The 17,806-nt window shown below is 68.4% G+C and carries 16 protein-coding genes; 14 read left to right on the plus strand and 2 right to left on the minus strand.

The window, feature by feature from the left end:
* The 13 genes from B8W69_RS19975 to proB form a co-directional block, all read left to right on the plus strand.
* Nucleotides 1-266: transglycosylase family protein (locus B8W69_RS19975; RefSeq protein ID WP_181447446.1), on the plus strand; the 266-nt coding region annotated here is incomplete at its 5' end.
* 120 nt (nucleotides 267-386) lie between these two features.
* A complete protein-coding gene (locus tag B8W69_RS19980) occupies nucleotides 387-1,643 on the plus strand; it encodes a saccharopine dehydrogenase family protein (protein WP_085291515.1) in 1,257 nt (418 codons plus the stop codon).
* Between the two features lie 93 nt (nucleotides 1,644-1,736).
* Nucleotides 1,737-2,336, plus strand: a complete 600-nt coding sequence (locus B8W69_RS19985) for a DUF937 domain-containing protein (protein ID WP_085291589.1) — start codon at nucleotides 1,737-1,739, stop codon at nucleotides 2,334-2,336.
* Between the two features lie 169 nt (nucleotides 2,337-2,505).
* A complete protein-coding gene (locus tag B8W69_RS19990) occupies nucleotides 2,506-3,099 on the plus strand; it encodes a LysM peptidoglycan-binding domain-containing protein (RefSeq protein ID WP_085291516.1) in 594 nt (197 codons plus the stop codon).
* A gap of 77 nt (nucleotides 3,100-3,176) precedes the next feature.
* Nucleotides 3,177-5,834, plus strand: a complete 2,658-nt coding sequence (locus B8W69_RS19995; protein WP_085291517.1) for a valine--tRNA ligase — start codon at nucleotides 3,177-3,179, stop codon at nucleotides 5,832-5,834.
* A 7-nt stretch (nucleotides 5,835-5,841) separates the two neighbouring features.
* Nucleotides 5,842-7,314 (plus strand): bifunctional tetrahydrofolate synthase/dihydrofolate synthase, encoded by a 1,473-nt coding sequence (gene folC / locus B8W69_RS20000; protein ID WP_085291518.1) that lies wholly within the window; start codon nucleotides 5,842-5,844, stop codon nucleotides 7,312-7,314.
* On the plus strand, nucleotides 7,311-7,691 hold the full coding sequence (locus B8W69_RS20005) for a DUF4233 domain-containing protein (protein ID WP_085291519.1): 381 nt from the start codon (nucleotides 7,311-7,313) through the stop codon (nucleotides 7,689-7,691). The genes folC and B8W69_RS20005 overlap by 4 nt, the downstream gene beginning before the upstream one ends.
* 86 nt (nucleotides 7,692-7,777) lie before the next feature.
* Nucleotides 7,778-8,188, plus strand: a complete 411-nt coding sequence (ndk, locus tag B8W69_RS20010) for a nucleoside-diphosphate kinase (protein WP_085291520.1) — start codon at nucleotides 7,778-7,780, stop codon at nucleotides 8,186-8,188.
* 332 nt (nucleotides 8,189-8,520) lie between these two features.
* Nucleotides 8,521-11,409: a ribonuclease E gene (gene rne / locus B8W69_RS20015; protein ID WP_085291521.1), complete on the plus strand. Its 2,889-nt coding sequence runs from the start codon at nucleotides 8,521-8,523 to the stop codon at nucleotides 11,407-11,409.
* 223 nt (nucleotides 11,410-11,632) lie between these two features.
* Nucleotides 11,633-11,944 carry a 50S ribosomal protein L21 gene (rplU, locus tag B8W69_RS20020; RefSeq protein WP_007769829.1) on the plus strand — a complete coding sequence of 104 codons (312 nt, stop codon included), beginning with the start codon at nucleotides 11,633-11,635 and terminating at the stop codon, nucleotides 11,942-11,944.
* 15 nt (nucleotides 11,945-11,959) lie between these two features.
* Entirely contained in the window at nucleotides 11,960-12,226 is a 267-nt protein-coding gene (gene rpmA / locus B8W69_RS20025) for a 50S ribosomal protein L27 (protein WP_008255217.1), read from the plus strand.
* Between the two features lie 61 nt (nucleotides 12,227-12,287).
* Nucleotides 12,288-13,787 carry a GTPase ObgE gene (gene obgE, locus B8W69_RS20030; RefSeq protein ID WP_085291522.1) on the plus strand — a complete coding sequence of 500 codons (1,500 nt, stop codon included), beginning with the start codon at nucleotides 12,288-12,290 and terminating at the stop codon, nucleotides 13,785-13,787.
* Entirely contained in the window at nucleotides 13,784-14,887 is a 1,104-nt protein-coding gene (gene proB / locus B8W69_RS20035) for a glutamate 5-kinase (protein ID WP_085291523.1), read from the plus strand. The genes obgE and proB overlap by 4 nt, the downstream gene beginning before the upstream one ends.
* Nucleotides 14,888-14,918: 31 nt before the next feature.
* Here proB and B8W69_RS20040 read toward each other — a convergent pair whose 3' ends face one another.
* Nucleotides 14,919-15,569 (minus strand): TetR/AcrR family transcriptional regulator, encoded by a 651-nt coding sequence (locus B8W69_RS20040; RefSeq protein ID WP_085291524.1) that lies wholly within the window; start codon nucleotides 15,567-15,569, stop codon nucleotides 14,919-14,921.
* 105 nt (nucleotides 15,570-15,674) lie between these two features.
* Here B8W69_RS20040 and B8W69_RS20045 point away from each other — a divergent pair, with 105 nt between their 5' ends.
* A complete protein-coding gene (locus B8W69_RS20045) occupies nucleotides 15,675-16,952 on the plus strand; it encodes a cytochrome P450 (protein ID WP_085291525.1) in 1,278 nt (425 codons plus the stop codon).
* Here the strand turns inward: B8W69_RS20045 and B8W69_RS20050 are convergent.
* A complete protein-coding gene (locus B8W69_RS20050) occupies nucleotides 16,949-17,797 on the minus strand; it encodes an SIR2 family NAD-dependent protein deacylase (RefSeq protein ID WP_085291526.1) in 849 nt (282 codons plus the stop codon). The two genes, B8W69_RS20045 and B8W69_RS20050, sit on opposite strands and share 4 nt — an antisense overlap.
* Nucleotides 17,798-17,806 lie beyond the last annotated feature (9 nt).

Genomic DNA, 17,806 nt, shown 5'->3' on the forward strand with positions numbered 1-17,806 from the left:
GCCCGGACGTCCCGCCGCCTCCCGCCCACCGCGCGTACAGCGTGAACTGGGACGCCATCGCGCAGTGCGAGTCGGGTGGCAACTGGGGGATTAGCACCGGTAACGGCTTCGCTGGTGGCCTGCAGTTCACCCCGAGCACCTGGCGTGCCAACGGTGGGTCGGGATCCCCGGCCGGCGCGAGCCGCGACGAGCAGATCCGAGTCGCCGAGAACGTGCTGCACTCGCAGGGCATTGGCGCATGGCCGGTCTGCGGGCGCCGCGGCTGAGTCGCAGCCACAATCGACGGCTTCGCAGCCGTACACACATATAAGAAGTGCCGGGCCGTCGTGCCCGGCACTTCTTAGCTGCAGGGGGTGGGACGCCCGGCGTCGGGTAGCGTCGGGTCAGTGACCGCAACGCCGCGCGAATTCGACATTGTGCTGTATGGGGCAACCGGCTTCGTCGGAAAGCTCACCGCCGAATACCTGGCCGGCTCGGCACCGGACACGCGGATCGCGCTGGCCGGCAGATCAGCCGACCGGTTGCGCGCCGTCCGCGACAGTCTCGGCGACAGCGCGCAGGCGTGGCCCATCCTGAACGCCGATGCGTCGTCGCCCTCCACGCTCGATGAGATGGCGGCCCGCACCCAGGTCGTCATCACCACGGTCGGGCCCTACACCCGTTACGGATTGCCGCTGGTGGCCGCCTGCGCCGGCGCGGGCACCGATTACGCCGACCTGACCGGCGAGGCGATGTTCGTCCGCGAAAGCATCGACCTGTACCACAAGCAGGCCGCCGACACCGGCGCCCGCATTGTGCACGCGTGCGGATTCGATTCCGTCCCTTCGGATCTCAGCGTGTATGCGCTCTACCGGGCGGTGCGGGACGACGGCGCCGGAGAGCTCGGCGACACCGACTTGGTGGTGCGCTCCTTTTCCGGCGGCGTGTCCGGCGGAACCGTCGCGTCGATGCTGGAAGTGCTCGATACCGCCTCCCGCGATCCCGACGCCCGCCGCCAGCTCGCCGACCCGTACACGCTGACCACCGACCGCGGTGCCGAACCCGAAATCGGCCCCCAGCCCGATCTGCCCTGGCGTCGCGGTGGTCGGATCGCGCCGGAGCTGACCGGGTTGTGGACGTCGGGCTTCCTGATGGCTCCTTACAACACCCGAATTGTGCGGCGCAGCAACGCATTGCTGGACTGGGCCTACGGACGCCAACTGCGGTACAGCGAAAGTATGAGCCTGGGCTCGTCGCCGCTGGCCCCGGTCGCGTCCGCGGTGGTGGGCGGGGTCGGCGCGGCCACCTTCGGATTGGGCAGCCGGTATTTCCGGCTGCTGCCACGCAAACTGGTGGAGCGCATCGTGCCCAAACCCGGCACCGGCCCGAGCGAGGCCGCCCGGGAACGCGGCTACTACCGGATCGAGACCTTCACCACCACAACCACCGGCGCCCGTTACGTGGCGCGCATGGAACAGCGCGGCGACCCCGGCTATAAGGCGACTTCGGTATTGCTGGGGGAGTGCGGCCTCGCGCTGGCCGTGGACCGCGACACGCTCCCAGACCTGCACGGCGTTCTCACCCCCGCGGCCGCGATGGGCGACGCGCTGCTGGACCGGTTCCCCGCCGCGGGCGTGACATTGGAGGTCGAGCGGCTGGGTTAGTGACCCACCGCAAGGGCTGTTGTGCGCGGCCGCATGAGTCTACTGTCGTAGCTGACTTGGCTCATACATCCAGCAATAAGGCGGGTGACCCCGATGGCCGGTCTTGATGATCTGTACGCCCAGATCCCTACATCTGAAATCGCGACAAGGCTAGGCGTGAACGAAGACGAAGTCGTCAGCGCGGTTCACACACTGGTGCCGGTACTGCTGAGCGGCCTTCACCAGAACTCGCAGGATCCCGCGGTGGCCGACCGGATCGAGTCCGCTGCCACGAGTCACGCCGCCCGTGGACTGCTCGACGCCGGCGGGGACGTCGACCAGGTCGATGCCGGCGACGGCCGGCAGGCGATCGCGACGATCTTCGGTGGCAACGACGCCGATCAAGTCGCGTCGGCGCTGGCCAGGGGAGGCGCCGGTAACAGCGACATGCTCAAGCAGTTGCTGCCGGTCTTGGCCCCGATCGTGTTGGCATACATCGGAAAACAGCTGAATCCGGGGGGCCGGGGGTCGCCGGAAACGGTCCCTCGGACGACGCAGGCCGCTTCGGGTGGCGCCCTGGGCGAAGTTCTGGGCAGCATCCTCAGTGCCGGCGCCGGTGACAAATCCTTTGGCGGCATTCTCGGAAACGTGTTGGGCGGCAAGGGCGGTGCGCTGGGCGACATCCTCGGTGGGTTGCTCGGCGGCAAGAAGTAGCCCGGCGCCGCAAAATCCACGCGGAGCCTTCATCGGTATTTCCCGGCTGGTTTCGACTGCGTCGAGGGAGGGATGCCCAGGCCCCAATAAAGATCGACCAGCCCCTAGCGGGTACGAGCAATGTTCGGCCTTGGCGTGGCCGGACTGCGTTGATGAGAGAGGTAATGCTATGTCAGACACGCTTACTGGCGGTCAAAAGCTTGTGCGCGGGGAATCGCTCGCCTCGAGCAACGGCGCCTACACCTTGACCCTGGAGGACGACGGCAACCTGGTGCTGGCCTCGCGAGGTCAGGCTCTGTGGTCCACGTCGACCGAGGGCCAAAATGTGGTGCGTGCCGAGGTGCAGCCCGACGGCAACTTCGTCCTCTACACGGCGGATAAACCGGTCTGGCATACCGACACCAAGGGCAAGAAGGACGTCAAACTCGTGCTTCAAGACGACCGCAACTTGGTGCTGTATGCCTCCGACGGGCCGGCATGGTCGACGCACACAGAGACCGACAACCCGCCGCCGCCGGCACCCGAGGTCGCCGCCGACGAGCCCGCGCAGGCCGAGGATGCCGTCGCCGAAGAGGCCCCAGCCGAGGTCGCTGCGGAGCCAGAGCCCGCGGCGCGGACCTACACGGTCGCCTCCGGCGACACCCTGTGGGCGATCGCGGAGCGCTTCTACGGCGACGGCAACAGATACCAGGCGATCGCCGACGCCAGCGGCATCTCGAACCCGGACCTGATCCAGCCCGGCCAAGTGCTCACAATTCCCTGATCACCGGGCAACCGACGCCGCCACCTGCGGGTTTGGGCGCTTACATGGAGGTAAACACCGCTCCCTAGAATTGACGGGTGACCGCCAGCCGCAGCCCCGCCACCGACCTGCCTAAGTCGTGGGATCCGGCTGCGGCCGAAAGCGTGATCTACCAGAGATGGGTGGACGCGGGTTACTTCACGGCCGACCCCGCCAGCACCAAGCCCGGGTATTCGATTGTGCTGCCGCCGCCGAACGTGACCGGCAGCCTGCACATGGGCCACGCGCTCGAGCACACCATGATGGACGCCCTGACCCGGCGCAAGCGGATGCAGGGTTACGAGGTGCTATGGCAGCCGGGCATGGACCATGCCGGCATTGCGACGCAGAGCGTGGTGGAAAAGCAGCTCGCGGTCGACGGCAAGACCAAAGAGGACTTCGGCCGAGAGCTGTTCATCGAAAAGGTCTGGGACTGGAAGCGGGAGTCCGGTGGCGCCATCGGCGGCCAGATGCGCCGGCTCGGCGACGGCGTGGACTGGAGCCGCGACCGCTTCACCATGGACGAGGGCCTGTCGCGGGCGGTTCGCGCGATATTCAAGCGCCTCTACGACGCCGGACTGATCTATCGGGCCGAGCGGCTGGTCAACTGGTCGCCCGTGCTGCAGACGGCGATCTCGGACATCGAGGTCGACTATCAAGAGGTCGAAGGCGAGCTGGTGTCGTTCCGATACGGCTCGATGGACGACTCGCAACCACACATCGTGGTGGCCACCACCCGGATGGAAACGATGCTCGGCGACACCGCGATCGCGGTGCATCCCGACGACGAACGCTACCGGCACCTGGTTGGCACCAGCCTGCCGCACCCGTTCGTGGACCGTCAGCTGCTGGTGGTCGCCGACGAGCACGTCGACCCCGAATTCGGCACCGGCGCAGTCAAAGTCACGCCCGCACACGACCCCAATGACTTCGAGATCGGCCTGCGGCATCAGCTGCCGATGATCTCGATCATGGACACCAAGGGCCGGATCACCGACACCGGAACGCAATTCGACGGCATGGACCGATTCCAGGCCAGGGTCGCGGTGCGGGAGGCGCTGTCGGCCCAGGGCCGTATTACCGAGGAGAAACGGCCGTACCTGCACAGCGTCGGGCACTCCGAGCGCAGCGGCGAGCCGATCGAACCACGTCTTTCCCTGCAGTGGTGGGTCCGGGTGGAATCGCTCGCCAAGGCCGCCGGTGACGCGGTGCGCAACGGGGACACCGTGATTCACCCCGCCAGTCTGGAACCGCGCTGGTTCGCCTGGGTCGACGACATGCACGACTGGTGCATCTCGCGCCAGCTGTGGTGGGGCCACCGCATACCGATCTGGTACGGACCCAACGGTGAACAGCGCTGCGTCGGTCCCGACGAGACGCCGCCGGACGGTTGGGAGCAGGACCCCGACGTGCTGGACACCTGGTTCTCCTCGGGGTTGTGGCCGTTTTCCACTCTGGGCTGGCCCGACAAGACTCCGGAGCTCGAGAAGTTCTATCCCACAAGCGTTCTGGTCACCGGTTATGACATCCTGTTCTTCTGGGTGGCCAGGATGATGATGTTCGGCACCTTCGTCGGTGACGATGAGGCCATCACCCTGGACGGCCGCCGCGGTCCGCAGGTGCCGTTCACCAATGTCTTCCTGCACGGGCTGATCCGCGATGAGGCGGGCCGCAAGATGAGCAAGTCCAAGGGCAACGTCATCGACCCGCTGGACTGGGTGGACGCGTTCGGGGCCGACGCGCTGCGGTTCACGCTGGCTCGCGGCGCCAGCCCCGGCGGCGACCTGGCGGTCGGCGAGGACCACGTCCGCGCGTCGCGCAATTTCTGCACCAAGCTGTTCAACGCCACCCGCTACGCGTTGCTCAACGGCGCGAGGCTGGCCCCGCTGCCCGCCGTGGCCGAGCTCACCGACGCCGACCGATGGATTCTCGGCCGGCTGGAAGAGGTTCGCGCGGAGGTTGATTCGGCATTCGACAGCTACGAGTTCAGTCGCGCCTGCGAGGCGCTCTACCACTTCGCGTGGGACGAATTCTGTGACTGGTACGTCGAATTGGCCAAGACGCAACTGGCCGAAGGGCTTACGCACACCACTGCCGTGCTGGCGGCGACGCTGGACACTCTGCTGCGGTTGCTGCATCCGGTGATCCCCTTCATCACCGAGGCCCTGTGGCAGGCGCTGACCGGCGATGAGGCCCAGGAGTCGCTGGTGATCGCCGACTGGCCGCAGTCGTCCGGGATCAGCCTGGATCCGGTTGCCGCACAGCGGATTACCGATATGCAAAAGATGGTGACCGAGGTGCGTCGGTTCCGCAGCGACCAGGGCCTGGCGGACCGCCAGAAGGTGCCGGCGCGGATGTCCGGTGTCGACGAATCCGATCTGGGCACCCAGGTGAGCGCGGTGACGTCGTTGGCGTGGCTCACGGCGGCGGGCCCGGAGTTTCGCCCGTCGGCGTCGGTGGAGGTGCGGCTCAGCGGCGGCACCGTCGTCGTCGAGCTCGACACCTCCGGCACCATCGACGTCGCCGCCGAACGTCGCCGGCTGGAAAAGGATCTGGCCGCGGCGCACAAGGAGCTGGCATCGACCACCGCCAAATTGGCCAACGACGAATTCCTGGGCAAGGCCCCGCAAAACGTCGTCGACAAGATCCGCGATCGCCAGCGCCTGGCCCAGGAGGAAACCGAGCGGATCAACGCGCGGTTAGCCGGGCTGCAGTGAGGGTTCGATGACCGAGCCGCCCGACTGGCCGCAGGACCCCGACTGGCCGCAGGACGAAGTGCCCGCCGAGATCCCCGACCCGGCCCCCACCCCGGACGAGATCGCGTCGCTGCTGCAGGTCGAGCACCTGCTGGATCAGCGCTGGCCGGAGACCAAGATCGAGCCGAGCCTGACCCGGATCAGTGCGCTGATGGACCTGCTGGGGTCGCCGCAACTGGCCTACCCGTCGATCCATGTCGCGGGCACCAACGGCAAGACCTCGGTCGCCCGGATGATTGACGCGCTGATCACCGCGTTGCACCGTCGCACCGGGCGCACCACCAGCCCGCACCTGCAATCGGCGGTGGAACGCATCTCGATCGACTCCAAGCCGATCAGCCCGGCGCAATACGTGGCGACCTATCGCGAGATCGAGCCGTTCGTGCAGATGGTCGACGCGCAGTCGCAGGCGGACGGCGGCCCCGCGATGAGCAAGTTCGAGGTGCTGACCGCGATGGCGTTCGCCGCGTTCGCCGACGCGCCCGTCGACGTCGCCGTGGTCGAGGTGGGCATGGGCGGCCGCTGGGATGCCACCAACGTGATCAACGCCCCCGTCGCGGTCATCACCCCGATCTCGATCGACCACGTCGAATACCTGGGCGACGATCTCGCCACCATCGCGGGGGAGAAGGCCGGCATCATCACCCGGGCGCCCGAGGGTGCACCCGATACCGTCGCGGTCATCGGGCGTCAGGCCCCCGAGGCGATGGAGGTGTTGTTGACCCAGACCGTGCAAGCCGACGCCGCGGTGGCCCGCGAGGACTCCGAGTTCGCCGTCCTGGGCCGTCAGGTAGCGATCGGCGGGCAGGTGCTGCAACTACAGGGCCTGGGCGGGGTGTATTCCGATGTCTACCTACCGCTGCACGGCGAACACCAGGCGCACAACGCCGCGCTGGCCCTCGCGGCCGTCGAGGCGTTCTTCGGCGCCGGTGCGCAGCGTCAGCTCGACGTCGAGGCGGTGCGCGCCGGCTTCGCCGCCGTCGCCAGCCCCGGACGGCTGGAGCGGATGCGCAGCGCACCCACGGTGTTCCTCGACGCCGCGCACAATCCCGCCGGCGCGGCCGCGCTGGCGCAGACCCTGGCCGACGAATTCGACTTCCGCTATCTCGTCGGGGTGCTCAGCGTGCTCGCGGACAAGGACGTCGACGGCATCCTGGCCGCCCTGCAGCCGGTGTTCGACGCTGTCGTGGTGACCCACAACGGATCCCCGCGGGCGCTCGACGTCGAGTCGCTGGCCCTGGCGGCGCGCGAGCGGTTCGGGCCCGACCGGGTGAGCACCGCCGAGAACCTGCGCGACGCCATCGACGTCGCGACTGCACTGGTCGACGAGGCCGCGGCGGACGGACCAGCCGAAGCCTTCTCCGGCACCGGCATCATCATCACCGGGTCGGTGGTGACCGCCGGGGCGGCGCGGACCCTGTTCGGTCGTGATCCGCAATGACGGACGTGCCCGAGAACCCCGAGGAGCGCGCCCCGGCGCCGCCGGCCGACCCGTGGCGCAGCTTCGGCGCGGTGATGGCCCTGACGCTGTTTCTGGAAGCGATCGTGGTGCTGCTGGCGATCCCGGTGGTGGGCGCGGTCGGCGGCGGCCTGACGACGGCGTCGCTGGTCTACCTGATCGGGCTGGCCGTGCTGCTGATCCTGATGGCCGGGGTGCAGCGCAAACCCTGGGCGATCTGGGCCAACCTCGGCGTGCAGGTGATCCTGCTCGCCGGCTTCGTGGTTTACCCGGGGGTGGGGTTCATCGGCGTGCTGTTCACCGGCCTGTGGGGCTTGATCGCCTACTTCCGCGCGGAGGTCCGGCGCAGGCAGCAGTAGGCCGGCGGTAGGCGCAGAAATCCCCCGAGCAGGGCCCGGCCGCTCTCGTCCGGCCCCGTGCCGCCCGGTTATGTACGCTGTCCGCCGTGACCGAACGGACATTGGTACTGATCAAGCCTGACGGCGTGCAGCGGCAGCTGGTGGGGGAGATCATCGGCCGCATCGAGCGCAAGGGCCTTTCCATCGCTGCGCTGGAGCTGCGGGCCGTCGGCCGCGACCTCGCCGCCCAGCACTACGCGGAACACGACGGCAAGCCCTTCTTCGAGTCGCTGCTGGAGTTCATCACGTCTGGACCGGTGGTGGCGGCCATCGTCGAGGGGCCGCGGGCGATCGCGGCGTTTCGGCAGCTCGCGGGCGGTACCGACCCGGTGGAGAAGGCGATCCCGGGCACGATCCGCGGCGATTTCGGGCTAGAGACCCAGTTCAATCTGGTCCACGGGTCGGATTCGGTGGAGTCCGCGAAGCGCGAAATCGCGCTCTGGTTTCCCACCGCCTAGAGCTGCGACGACCCGGTCCGGGGCGACTTTGCTGAGGCGGGCTGCATCAGGTGCGGCTGGGTCGGCCACGTGATGTGGGATACTGGTCTCGGGTGAACGTCGCCGGACCGGCGTCAGACACCCGAATGAAGACTTAGACAAGCGCGACCATAGCCCCGTCGCCTTGGTTCGCTGCATGTCAGGCCGTCATTCAGCACGGCGCCGAGTAGGTCCTGAAGCTGGGCCGCTCGGGGCGAGACCATTACAAGCCCGGGAGAAGTGGCCCGGGCCCATAGCGAAGCCCTCGCGTGGCCGCGTCGCAAAAGACGCGCCCGGGGGCTTGAGGAGAATACGTGGTAGACGGTGCACCGACTGCAGACCCATCAGAAGAATCGACTCGTCCGGAGGAACTACCGGACCGCCTAAGAGTTCATTCGCTGGCCCGAACGCTGGGAACCACCAGCAAGCGGGTGCTCGACGCACTGAGCGAGCTGGACGGGCGAATCCGCAGCGCACATTCCACCGTGGACCGCGACGACGCGGTCCGGGTGCGCGACCTGCTGGCGTCTGCGCGGCCCTCGGCGAGCGCGGAGGACGCGGAGAGCGCACCGGCGGCCGGCGGCGAGGCCGACGAACCCGAATCTCGGCTGCTGCTCGAGACGCCGGACAACGCCGCCGAGCGCCCGCATTACATGCCGCTTTTCGTCGCGCCGCAGCCGATCGATGCCCGCGAGGAGGAGGCCGGCGCCGACGACAGCGCCGATTCCGACGATTCCGACAGCGACGACGACGAGCAGTCCGACCGGCCGTCGAACCGGCGGCGGCGCCGCGGCCGTCGCGGTCGTGGCCGCGGGCGCGGTGAGCAGGGCGGATCCGACGGCCAGGCCGACGACGGTGACGACGACGAAGGGCAACCGCGGGGCAAGAAGGGCGGTCAAGCCGACTCCGAGGACTCCGACGGCCAGGATTCCGACGACTCCGACGACTCCGACGACTCCGACGATTCGGACAACGGGGACGACGGTTCGGCCGACGGCGGCAACCGTCGCCGCCGGCGGCGTCGGCGGCGCAAATCCGGATCGGGCGACGACAACGACGAGAGCTCGTCGCCGGACGATCCGCCCAACACGGTCGTGCACGAGCGGTCGCCCCGCAGCGGCAAGGGCGGCGGAGATGACTCCGGCGGCTCGAACAACGAGATCAAGGGCATCAACGGCTCCACCCGGCTGGAGGCCAAGCGGCAGCGGCGCCGGGACGGCCGCGACGCCGGACGGCGCCGGCCCCCGGTGCTGACCGAGGCCGAATTCCTGGCCCGCCGCGAGGCCGTCGAGCGGATGATGGTCGTGCGCGACCGGGTCCGCACCGAGCAGCCGAACCAGGGGTCGCGCTACACCCAGATCGCGGTGCTCGAGGACGGCATCGTGGTCGAGCACTTCGTCACGTCGGCCGCGTCGGCCTCCCTGGTGGGCAACATCTACCTGGGCATCGTGCAGAACGTGCTGCCGTCGATGGAGGCGGCGTTCGTCGACATCGGCCGCGGCCGCAACGGTGTGCTCTACGCGGGCGAGGTCAACTGGGAAGCCGCCGGACTCGGCGGGTCCGACCGCAAGATTGAACAAGCGCTCAAGCCCGGCGACTATGTCGTCGTCCAGGTCAGCAAGGACCCGGTCGGGCACAAGGGCGCCCGGCTGACCACGCAGGTGTCGCTGGCGGGCCGCTACCTGGTCTACGTGCCGGGGGCGTCATCGACCGGGATCAGCCGCAAGCTGCCCGACACCGAGCGCCAGCGGCTCAAAGAGATCCTGCGCGAGGTCGTGCCGTCCGACGCCGGGGTGATCATCCGGACCGCGTCCGAGGGCGTCAAGGAAGAGGACATCCGTAGCGACGTCACGCGCCTGCAGGAGCGCTGGAAGCAGATCGAGGCCAAGGCGATCGAGATCAAGGAGAAGGCCGCCGGCGCCGCGGTGGCCCTCTACGAAGAGCCCGACGTGCTGGTCAAGGTGATCCGCGACCTGTTCAACGAGGACTTCGCCGGCCTCATCGTCTCCGGCGACGAGGCCTGGACCACGATCAACGACTACGTGAAATCCGTTGCCCCGGACCTGGTTTCGAAGCTCACCAAGTACGAGGCGCCCGCCGGGCCGGAAGGGCAGGCCGGGCCGGACGTGTTCGCGGTGCACCGCATCGACGAGCAGCTGGCCAAGGCGATGGAGCGCAAGGTGTGGCTGCCGTCGGGTGGCACGCTGGTGATCGACCGGACCGAGGCCATGACGGTGGTCGACGTCAACACCGGCAAGTTCACCGGGTCTGGGGGCAACCTCGAGCAGACGGTCACCAAGAACAACCTCGAGGCGGCCGAGGAGATCGTGCGCCAGCTGCGGCTGCGCGACATCGGCGGCATCGTGGTCATCGACTTCATCGACATGGTGCTGGAGTCCAACCGCGATCTGGTGCTCCGGCGGCTGACCGAGGCGCTGGCCCGCGACCGCACCCGGCATCAGGTGTCCGAGGTGACATCGCTCGGTTTGGTGCAGCTGACCCGCAAGCGGTTGGGCACCGGCCTCATCGAAGCGTTCTCGACGTCGTGCTCGAACTGTGGTGGGCGCGGCATCCTGTTGCACACGGACCCGGTGGATTCGGCCCCGTCGAACGGGCGCAAGTCCGAATCCGGTGGGGGCGGCCGCCGGGGCAGGCGCAAGAAGAACAAGACCGAAGAGCAGGTGGTGGCCAAGGTGCCCGCCCACGCTCCCGGCGAGCACCCGATGTTCAAGGCAATGGCCGCCGGCTCCTCCACGCAGTCCGAGGACGACGAGTCCGACGAGACCACCGAAGAAACCACTGACGACCTCGACCAGGAGGAGGCGGGACGCGCCGGTGGCGTCGCGGACACCGACGACGAGGACTTCGACGACACCGACGACGAGGACTCGGACGACGATTCCGATGACGAGGACTCGGACGACGACGACACTGACGACGACGACATTGACGACGACGATTCGGACGATGACGACGACATCGACGATGACGACGATGACGACGACCTCGACGACGAAGAAGACCTCGGCGACGATGACGAGGACCTCGAGCTCGACGACGACGATCTGGACACGGAGGACGACGATTCGGACGACACCGACGCCGGGGAGGCCTCCGCCGGGGCCGGCCAGGCCGTCTCGGGACGCCCCAGGCGCCGGCGCGCTGCGGGCAGGCCGGCCGGTCCGCCGATCCACGCGGACTGACCCGGGCTGACGCCGAAGGCGCCGGGGTGTCCGGTTTGACCCTGTAGCCGCTGGTCACGTACCCTTGGACAGTTGTCGTCAGGCCGGGTGACTAAACTTTGGCCGGCGGCAGCGGGACTCCCGGGGAATCGGCGCAGGCCCGCAACCCAGACCCACCACGCGCACCGCGGCTGGTTCGCGCGCGACGCGCAGAGCAGCGGCTAGCAGAAGGAGCAGAGCGACGATGGCGACCTACGCAATCGTGAAGACGGGCGGCAAGCAGTACAAGGTCGCCGTCGGGGACGTGGTCAAGGTCGAGAAGCTTGAATCCGAGCCTGGCTCGAACGTGTCGCTGCCGGTCGCCCTGGTGGTGGACGGCGCCAAGGTGACCACCGACGCGGCCGCGCTGGCCAAGGTCGCGGTGACCGGCGAGGTGCTCGAGCACACCAAGGGCCCCAAGATCCGTATCCACAAGTTCAGGAACAAGACCGGCTACCACAAGCGTCAGGGGCACCGTCAGCAGCTGACGGTCCTGAAGGTCACCGGAATCAAATAGCGAAGGCGACAGAACATGGCACACAAGAAGGGCGCTTCCAGCTCGCGCAACGGTCGCGATTCCGCCGCGCAGCGGCTGGGCGTGAAGCGATTCGGCGGCCAGGTCGTCAAGGCGGGCGAGATCATCGTTCGGCAGCGCGGCACCAAGTTCCACCCGGGTGTTGGTGTTGGGCGCGGCGGGGACGACACGCTGTTCGCCAAGGAGGCCGGCGCCGTCGAGTTCGGCATCAAGCGCGGCCGCAAGACCGTCAACATCGTGGCGGCCGGACAAGCCACCGACTGACCCGTGTTTCCGGGCCCAGCCCGGTGATTTCGGCGCCCGGTGGTAGGTGAGAGGATTCACGATGCCTCGGTTCGTCGACCGCGTCGTCATCCATGCGCGCGCCGGTGCCGGGGGTAACGGCTGCGCCTCGGTCCATCGCGAGAAGTTCAAGCCGCTCGGCGGCCCCGACGGTGGCAACGGCGGGCGCGGCGGCAGCATTGTCTTCGTCGTCGATCCGCAGGTGCACACCCTGCTCGACGTCCATTTCCATCCGCACGTCACCGCGCCCTCGGGCAAGCAGGGGATGGGCAACAATCGCGACGGCGCGGCCGGCGCCGACCTGGAAGTCAAGGTGCCCGACGGCACCGTCGTCCTCGACGAGAACGGTCGGCTGCTGGCCGACCTGGTCGGCGCGGGCACCCGCTTTGAAGCCGCCGCGGGGGGACGCGGCGGGCTGGGCAACGCCGCCCTCGCATCGCGGGCGCGCAAGGCCCCCGGCTTCGCGCTGCTGGGCGAACAGGGCCAGACCCGCGACCTGACCCTGGAACTCAAGACCGTCGCCGACGCCGGCCTGATCGGTTTTCCCTCGGCCGGCAAATCGTCGCTGGTGTCGACGATCTCGGCGGCCAAGCCCAAGATCGCCGACTACCCGTTCACCACGCTGGTTCCCAACCTCGGTGTGGTGTCGGCGGGGGAGCACACCTTCACCGTTGCCGACGTGCCCGGCCTGATCCCGGGTGCGTCCGAGGGCCGCGGCCTGGGCCTGGACTTCCTCCGGCACATCGAACGATGCGCCGTGCTGGTGCACGTCGTCGACTGCGCCACCGCGGACCCCGGCCGTGACCCCCTCTCCGACATCGACGCGCTGGAGGCCGAACTCGCCGCGTATACGCCCACCCTGCAAGGGGATGCGACGTTGGGTGATCTGACCGAACGGCCTCGCGCGGTGGTGCTCAACAAGACCGACGTGCCCGAGGCGCGCGAACTCGCCGAGTTCGTCCGTCAGGAGATCGCCGAGCGCGGCTGGCCGGTGTTCCTGGTGTCGACGGTCACGCGAGACGGCTTGCAGCCGTTGATCTTCGGGTTGTGGAAGATGATCTCGGAGTTTAAGGCCGCCCAGCCGGAGATCGTGCCGCGCCGCCCGGTGATCCGTCCGGTTCCCGTCGACGACAGCGGTTTCAGCGTCGAGCCCGACCCCCGGCAGCCGGGCGCCTTCGTGGTCAGCGGCGCGCGCCCCGAGCGGTGGATCCGCCAGACCAACTTCGACAACGACGAGGCCGTCGGATACCTCGCCGACCGGCTGGCGCGCCTCGGTGTCGAAGAGGAATTGCTACGGCTGGGTGCGCGGCCGGGCTGCGAAGTGACCATCGGGGACATGACGTTCGATTGGGAGCCGCAAACGCCCGCCGGACAACAGGTTGCGCTGTCGGGACGCGGAACCGACGCGCGGTTGGAGCGCACCGAGCGCGTCGGCGCCGCCGAACGCAAGGCCGCCCGGCGCCGGCGCCGCGCCGGCGACGATGCAGAGAGCAGCGATGCTGAGGAGCGGCGCAGAACCAGTGAACACGGCGAGGAGTCGTGAGCGCCCACCGCGACGTCATCCGCACTGCGCGCAGCCTGGTCGTCAAGGTGGGGACCAACGCGCTGACCACACCGGCGGGCGTCTTCGACGCCGGCCGGCTGGCCGGACTCGTCGAAGCAATCGAGGCGCGGATGAAGGCCGGTACCGACGTGGTCATCGTGTCGTCGGGAGCCATCGCCGCCGGCATCGAGCCGCTCGGATTGTCCCGTCGTCCTAGGGATTTGGCGACGAAGCAGGCCGCGGCCAGCGTCGGTCAGGTGGCGCTGGTGAATTCGTGGAGCGCCGCGTTTGCCCGCTATGGCCGCACGGTCGGGCAGGTGCTGCTGAGCGCGCACGACATCTCGATGCGGGCCCAGCACACCAACGCCCAGCGCACGCTGGATCGGCTGCGCGCACTGCACGCGGTGGCGATCGTCAACGAGAACGACACCGTGGCCACCAACGAGATCCGGTTCGGTGACAACGACCGGCTCTCGGCGCTGGTGGCCCACCTGGTCGGCGCCGAGGCGTTGGTGTTGCTGTCCGACATCGATGGGCTCTACGACTCGGATCCGCGAAAGACCGACGGCGCCAGGTTCATCTCGGAGGTGTCGGACTCCGCGGATCTGATCGGTGTAATCGCCGGGCCCGGAAGCGATTTGGGTACCGGCGGGATGACCTCGAAGATGTCGTCGGCGCTGCTTGCCGCGGACGCCGGTGTGCCGGTGCTGCTGGCCGCCGCGGCCGACGCCGCGACCGCGCTCACCGACGCCTCGGTCGGCACGGTGTTCGCCGCGCGCCCGGTACGAATGTCGGCGCGGCGGTTCTGGGTGCGTTACGCCGCCGAGGCGGCCGGCGAGCTGACGCTGGACGAGGGCGCGGTGCGCGCGGTGGTGCGGCAGCGTCGCTCGCTGCTGCCCGCCGGGATCACCGCGGTGGCCGGCCGGTTCTACGCCGGCGACGTCGTCGAATTGCGCGACCCGGATGCGGTGATGGTGGCCCGTGGCGTGGTCGCCTACGACGCGACCGAACTGAGCACCATGATGGGCCGGTCCACCTCTGAGCTGCCGGGTGAGTTGCGCCGGCCCGCGGTGCATGCCGACGACCTGGTGGCGGTGTAGAAGCGCGTCGGCGCGGTGCTACACAGTCGGGTCAGCGCTCCGAGGTTGGCTTGAGATACAGTGCACCCCAGGCGATTTCGGCCAGGGTCGCGGCCAGCTCGGCATCGTAGTCGGGCGGTTTGGCCGGCGGGTTCTGCTGGCAGGCCCGCTCGACCATCCAGGTCAGCGCGCTGGCGGTGGTCAGCGGGGCCAGCTCGGGGCGGATCGAGCCGTCGGCCTGGCCGGCCTCAATGACCTGGGTGAACTGCTCGGAGATGCCGGTCAGCAGTTCGCGATACGTTTGCGCCGTCAGCGGGTCGTAGGCGGCCATCTCGTTGAGCGCGACCAGCACCGCCTGATGCCGCCGGTAGGTGGCGATGATGCGGCTCATCGCCGTGCGCGCGTCGTCCGGGTCATGCCGCCCGGCCACGCTCCACCAACTCCGCGCGCTGTCGGTCAGATCGCCGAACACCTGGCCCGCGAGCCGTCGCAGCAGATGACCCTTGTCCTCGAAGTAGATGTAGAAGCTGGCCCGGGAGATGCCGGCCTCGCCGGAGAGCCGATCCACGCTCAGTTCGGTGAAGCTCGCGCCATCGCGCATCAGCCGCTCGGTGGCGTCCAGCAGGCTGCGCTCCATTTGCTCGCGCCGCTGCTCGCGCCCCAGGCTCCGGTGGCCCCGCGGCTTGCGGGTGAGCGATGGCATGCGCCGAGCATAGCCGAGCGATCGACATATTGACTAGACAAAATGTCTAGGCATATTGTCGCTGGGAAGTCTGTGACCGGGGTCATGCGAGACGGAGGACCACCAATGGCCGTGATTACGGGTAAGTCTGGGACCGACAAGTCGGGTCGCGCCTACGACGAGATCGATCTGTCCTCGCGGGCGTTCTGGTCCACCACCGCGGCGGACCGGGAACGCTCGTTCGCCATGCTGCGCGCCGAGCGCCCGGTGAGCTGGCATCCGCCCGTTGAAGACTCGCTGATGCCCGATCCCACCGACCCGGGCTTCTGGGCGGTCACCCGGCGCTCCGACATCGTCGCGGTCAGCCGCAACAACGACGTCTTCCTGTCCGGCCAGGGCGTGATGTTCGAGAGCATCCCGGTGGAACTGCTCGAGGCGTCGCAGTCGTTCCTCGCGATGGACCCGCCGCGACACACCAAGCTGCGCAAGCTCGCTCACGCCGCCTTCACCCCGAGGCAGGTCCGGCGCATCGAGGACTCGATCAAGGTCAACGCCAAGACCATCGTCGAGGAACTGCGGGCCGCCGGCAGCGGCGCCGATTTCGTCGACCACTGTGCCAAAGAACTACCCATCCGCACCCTGTCGGACATGGTCGGTATTCCGGAATCCGAGCGCCAGCAGGTGGCTCACGCAGTCGACGCTCTGGTCTCCTGGGCCGATCCCGTCTACCTGAACGGCCGCCACCCGCTGGAAGTCTTATTGGAGAATCAGACGTACCTGCACCAAGTCGCCGCGATGCTGGCCGCCGCGCGCCGCGAGCACCCCGGCGATGACCTGTTCAGCAGCCTGGTGACAGCCGAGGTGGACGGCGACCGGCTAACTGACGCGGAGGTAGCGGCGTTCTTCGTCCTGCTCTCCGTGGCTGGAAACGACACCACCCGGCAGACCATCAGTCACGCGATGAAGGCGCTCAGCGACTTCCCTGACCAAAAGGCTTGGCTGCTAGAGGATTTCGAGAACAGGATCGGGACGGCCATCGAGGAATTCATCCGCTGGGCGTCGCCGGTGATGACCTTCCGCCGCACGGCCGCAACGGATTTCGAGCTAGGCGGCCAACGCATCGCGGCGGGCGAGAAGGTGGTCATGTTCTATCCGTCCGGCAACTGGGACACCGAGGCGTTCGACCACCCGGAACGCCTGAACCTGAGCCGCGACCCGAATCCGCACGTCGGCTTCGGCGGTGGCGGACTGCATTTCTGCCTCGGTGCACACGTGGCTCGCGCGCAGCTGCGGGCCATCTTCGGCGAGCTGTTCCGTCAGCTGCCTGACATTCGGGCGGGCGAGCCCGCGTACCTGGCGGGCAATTTCGTGCACGCCATCCGCAGCATGCCGTGCACGTTCTAATGCGTTGACAGGGGCGCTAACTCGTCGGCGAGCAGGGCCAGCAACTCCGAACAGCCGCCGTCGACTTTGACGGTGGCCAGGTCGTCGCCGCGGGTGCCGCCGCGGTTGACGATGGCCACCGGGATGCCCAGTGCGGCGGCGTGCCGCACAAACCGGTAGCCGGAGAACACGGTCAGCGACGAACCCGCGACCAGCAGTGCGTCGGCCCGCTCGACCCACCTATAAGCTTCCGACACAATGTCTTTCGAGACACTTTCGCCGAAATAGACGATGTCCGGCTTGAGCATGCCGCCGCACCGCTCGCAATCCAGGTACCGGAACGACGCGGTATCGGCGACGACGGCGTCGGCGTCGGGAGCCACCGCCAGCCCACCGATCGCTTCGGCGCGCTCGATGAAGCCGGGGTTGAGCGCCTCCAGCCGCTCGCCCACAGCGGCGCGCGTCATGGTGGATCCGCAGTTCAAACAGACCACCTGCGCGTAGGTGCCGTGCAGGTTGATGACGTTTCGGCTGCCGGCCTTGGTGTGCAGCAGGTCGACGTTCTGGGTGATCACGCCGTTGACCACCGACGCGTCCTCGAGCGCGGCGAGTGCCCGGTGGCCCGCATTGGGCAGCGTGTCGTTCATGTGCCGCCAGCCGACGTGGTTGCGTGCCCAATACCGCTGCCGAAACGCCGGATCGCCGGTGAACTGGTGGATCGTCATGGGATTGCTCGGCGGTGAATCGGGTCCGCGGTAGTCGGGAATGCCCGAATCGGTGGAGATGCCCGCGCCCGTCAGCACCGTGATGCGGCGACCGGCCAGTAGCGTGACCAGTTCGGGCGATTCTGCACAGCGGACGGTCACCTCATCCAG

Origin of the sequence: Mycolicibacterium vulneris (assembly GCF_002104765.1) — a bacterium.
In the GTDB taxonomy this organism is placed as follows: domain Bacteria; phylum Actinomycetota; class Actinomycetes; order Mycobacteriales; family Mycobacteriaceae; genus Mycobacterium; species Mycobacterium vulneris.

What these genes read in the sequence shown, in the direction of transcription:
- B8W69_RS19985 (WP_085291589.1), top strand. Translation starts at nt 1,737, where the DNA reads ATGGCCGGTCTTGATGATCTGTACGCCCAGATCCCTACATCTGAAATC.
- B8W69_RS19990 (WP_085291516.1), top strand. Translation starts at nt 2,506, where the DNA reads ATGTCAGACACGCTTACTGGCGGTCAAAAGCTTGTGCGCGGGGAATCG.
- rplU (WP_007769829.1), top strand. Translation starts at nt 11,633, where the DNA reads ATGGCGACCTACGCAATCGTGAAGACGGGCGGCAAGCAGTACAAGGTC.
- B8W69_RS20045 (WP_085291525.1), top strand. Translation starts at nt 15,675, where the DNA reads ATGGCCGTGATTACGGGTAAGTCTGGGACCGACAAGTCGGGTCGCGCC.
- obgE (WP_085291522.1), top strand. Translation starts at nt 12,288, where the DNA reads ATGCCTCGGTTCGTCGACCGCGTCGTCATCCATGCGCGCGCCGGTGCC.
- B8W69_RS20040 (WP_085291524.1), bottom strand. Translation starts at nt 15,569, where the DNA reads ATGCCATCGCTCACCCGCAAGCCGCGGGGCCACCGGAGCCTGGGGCGC.
- rpmA (WP_008255217.1), top strand. Translation starts at nt 11,960, where the DNA reads ATGGCACACAAGAAGGGCGCTTCCAGCTCGCGCAACGGTCGCGATTCC.
- B8W69_RS20005 (WP_085291519.1), top strand. Translation starts at nt 7,311, where the DNA reads ATGACGGACGTGCCCGAGAACCCCGAGGAGCGCGCCCCGGCGCCGCCG.
- folC (WP_085291518.1), top strand. Translation starts at nt 5,842, where the DNA reads ATGACCGAGCCGCCCGACTGGCCGCAGGACCCCGACTGGCCGCAGGAC.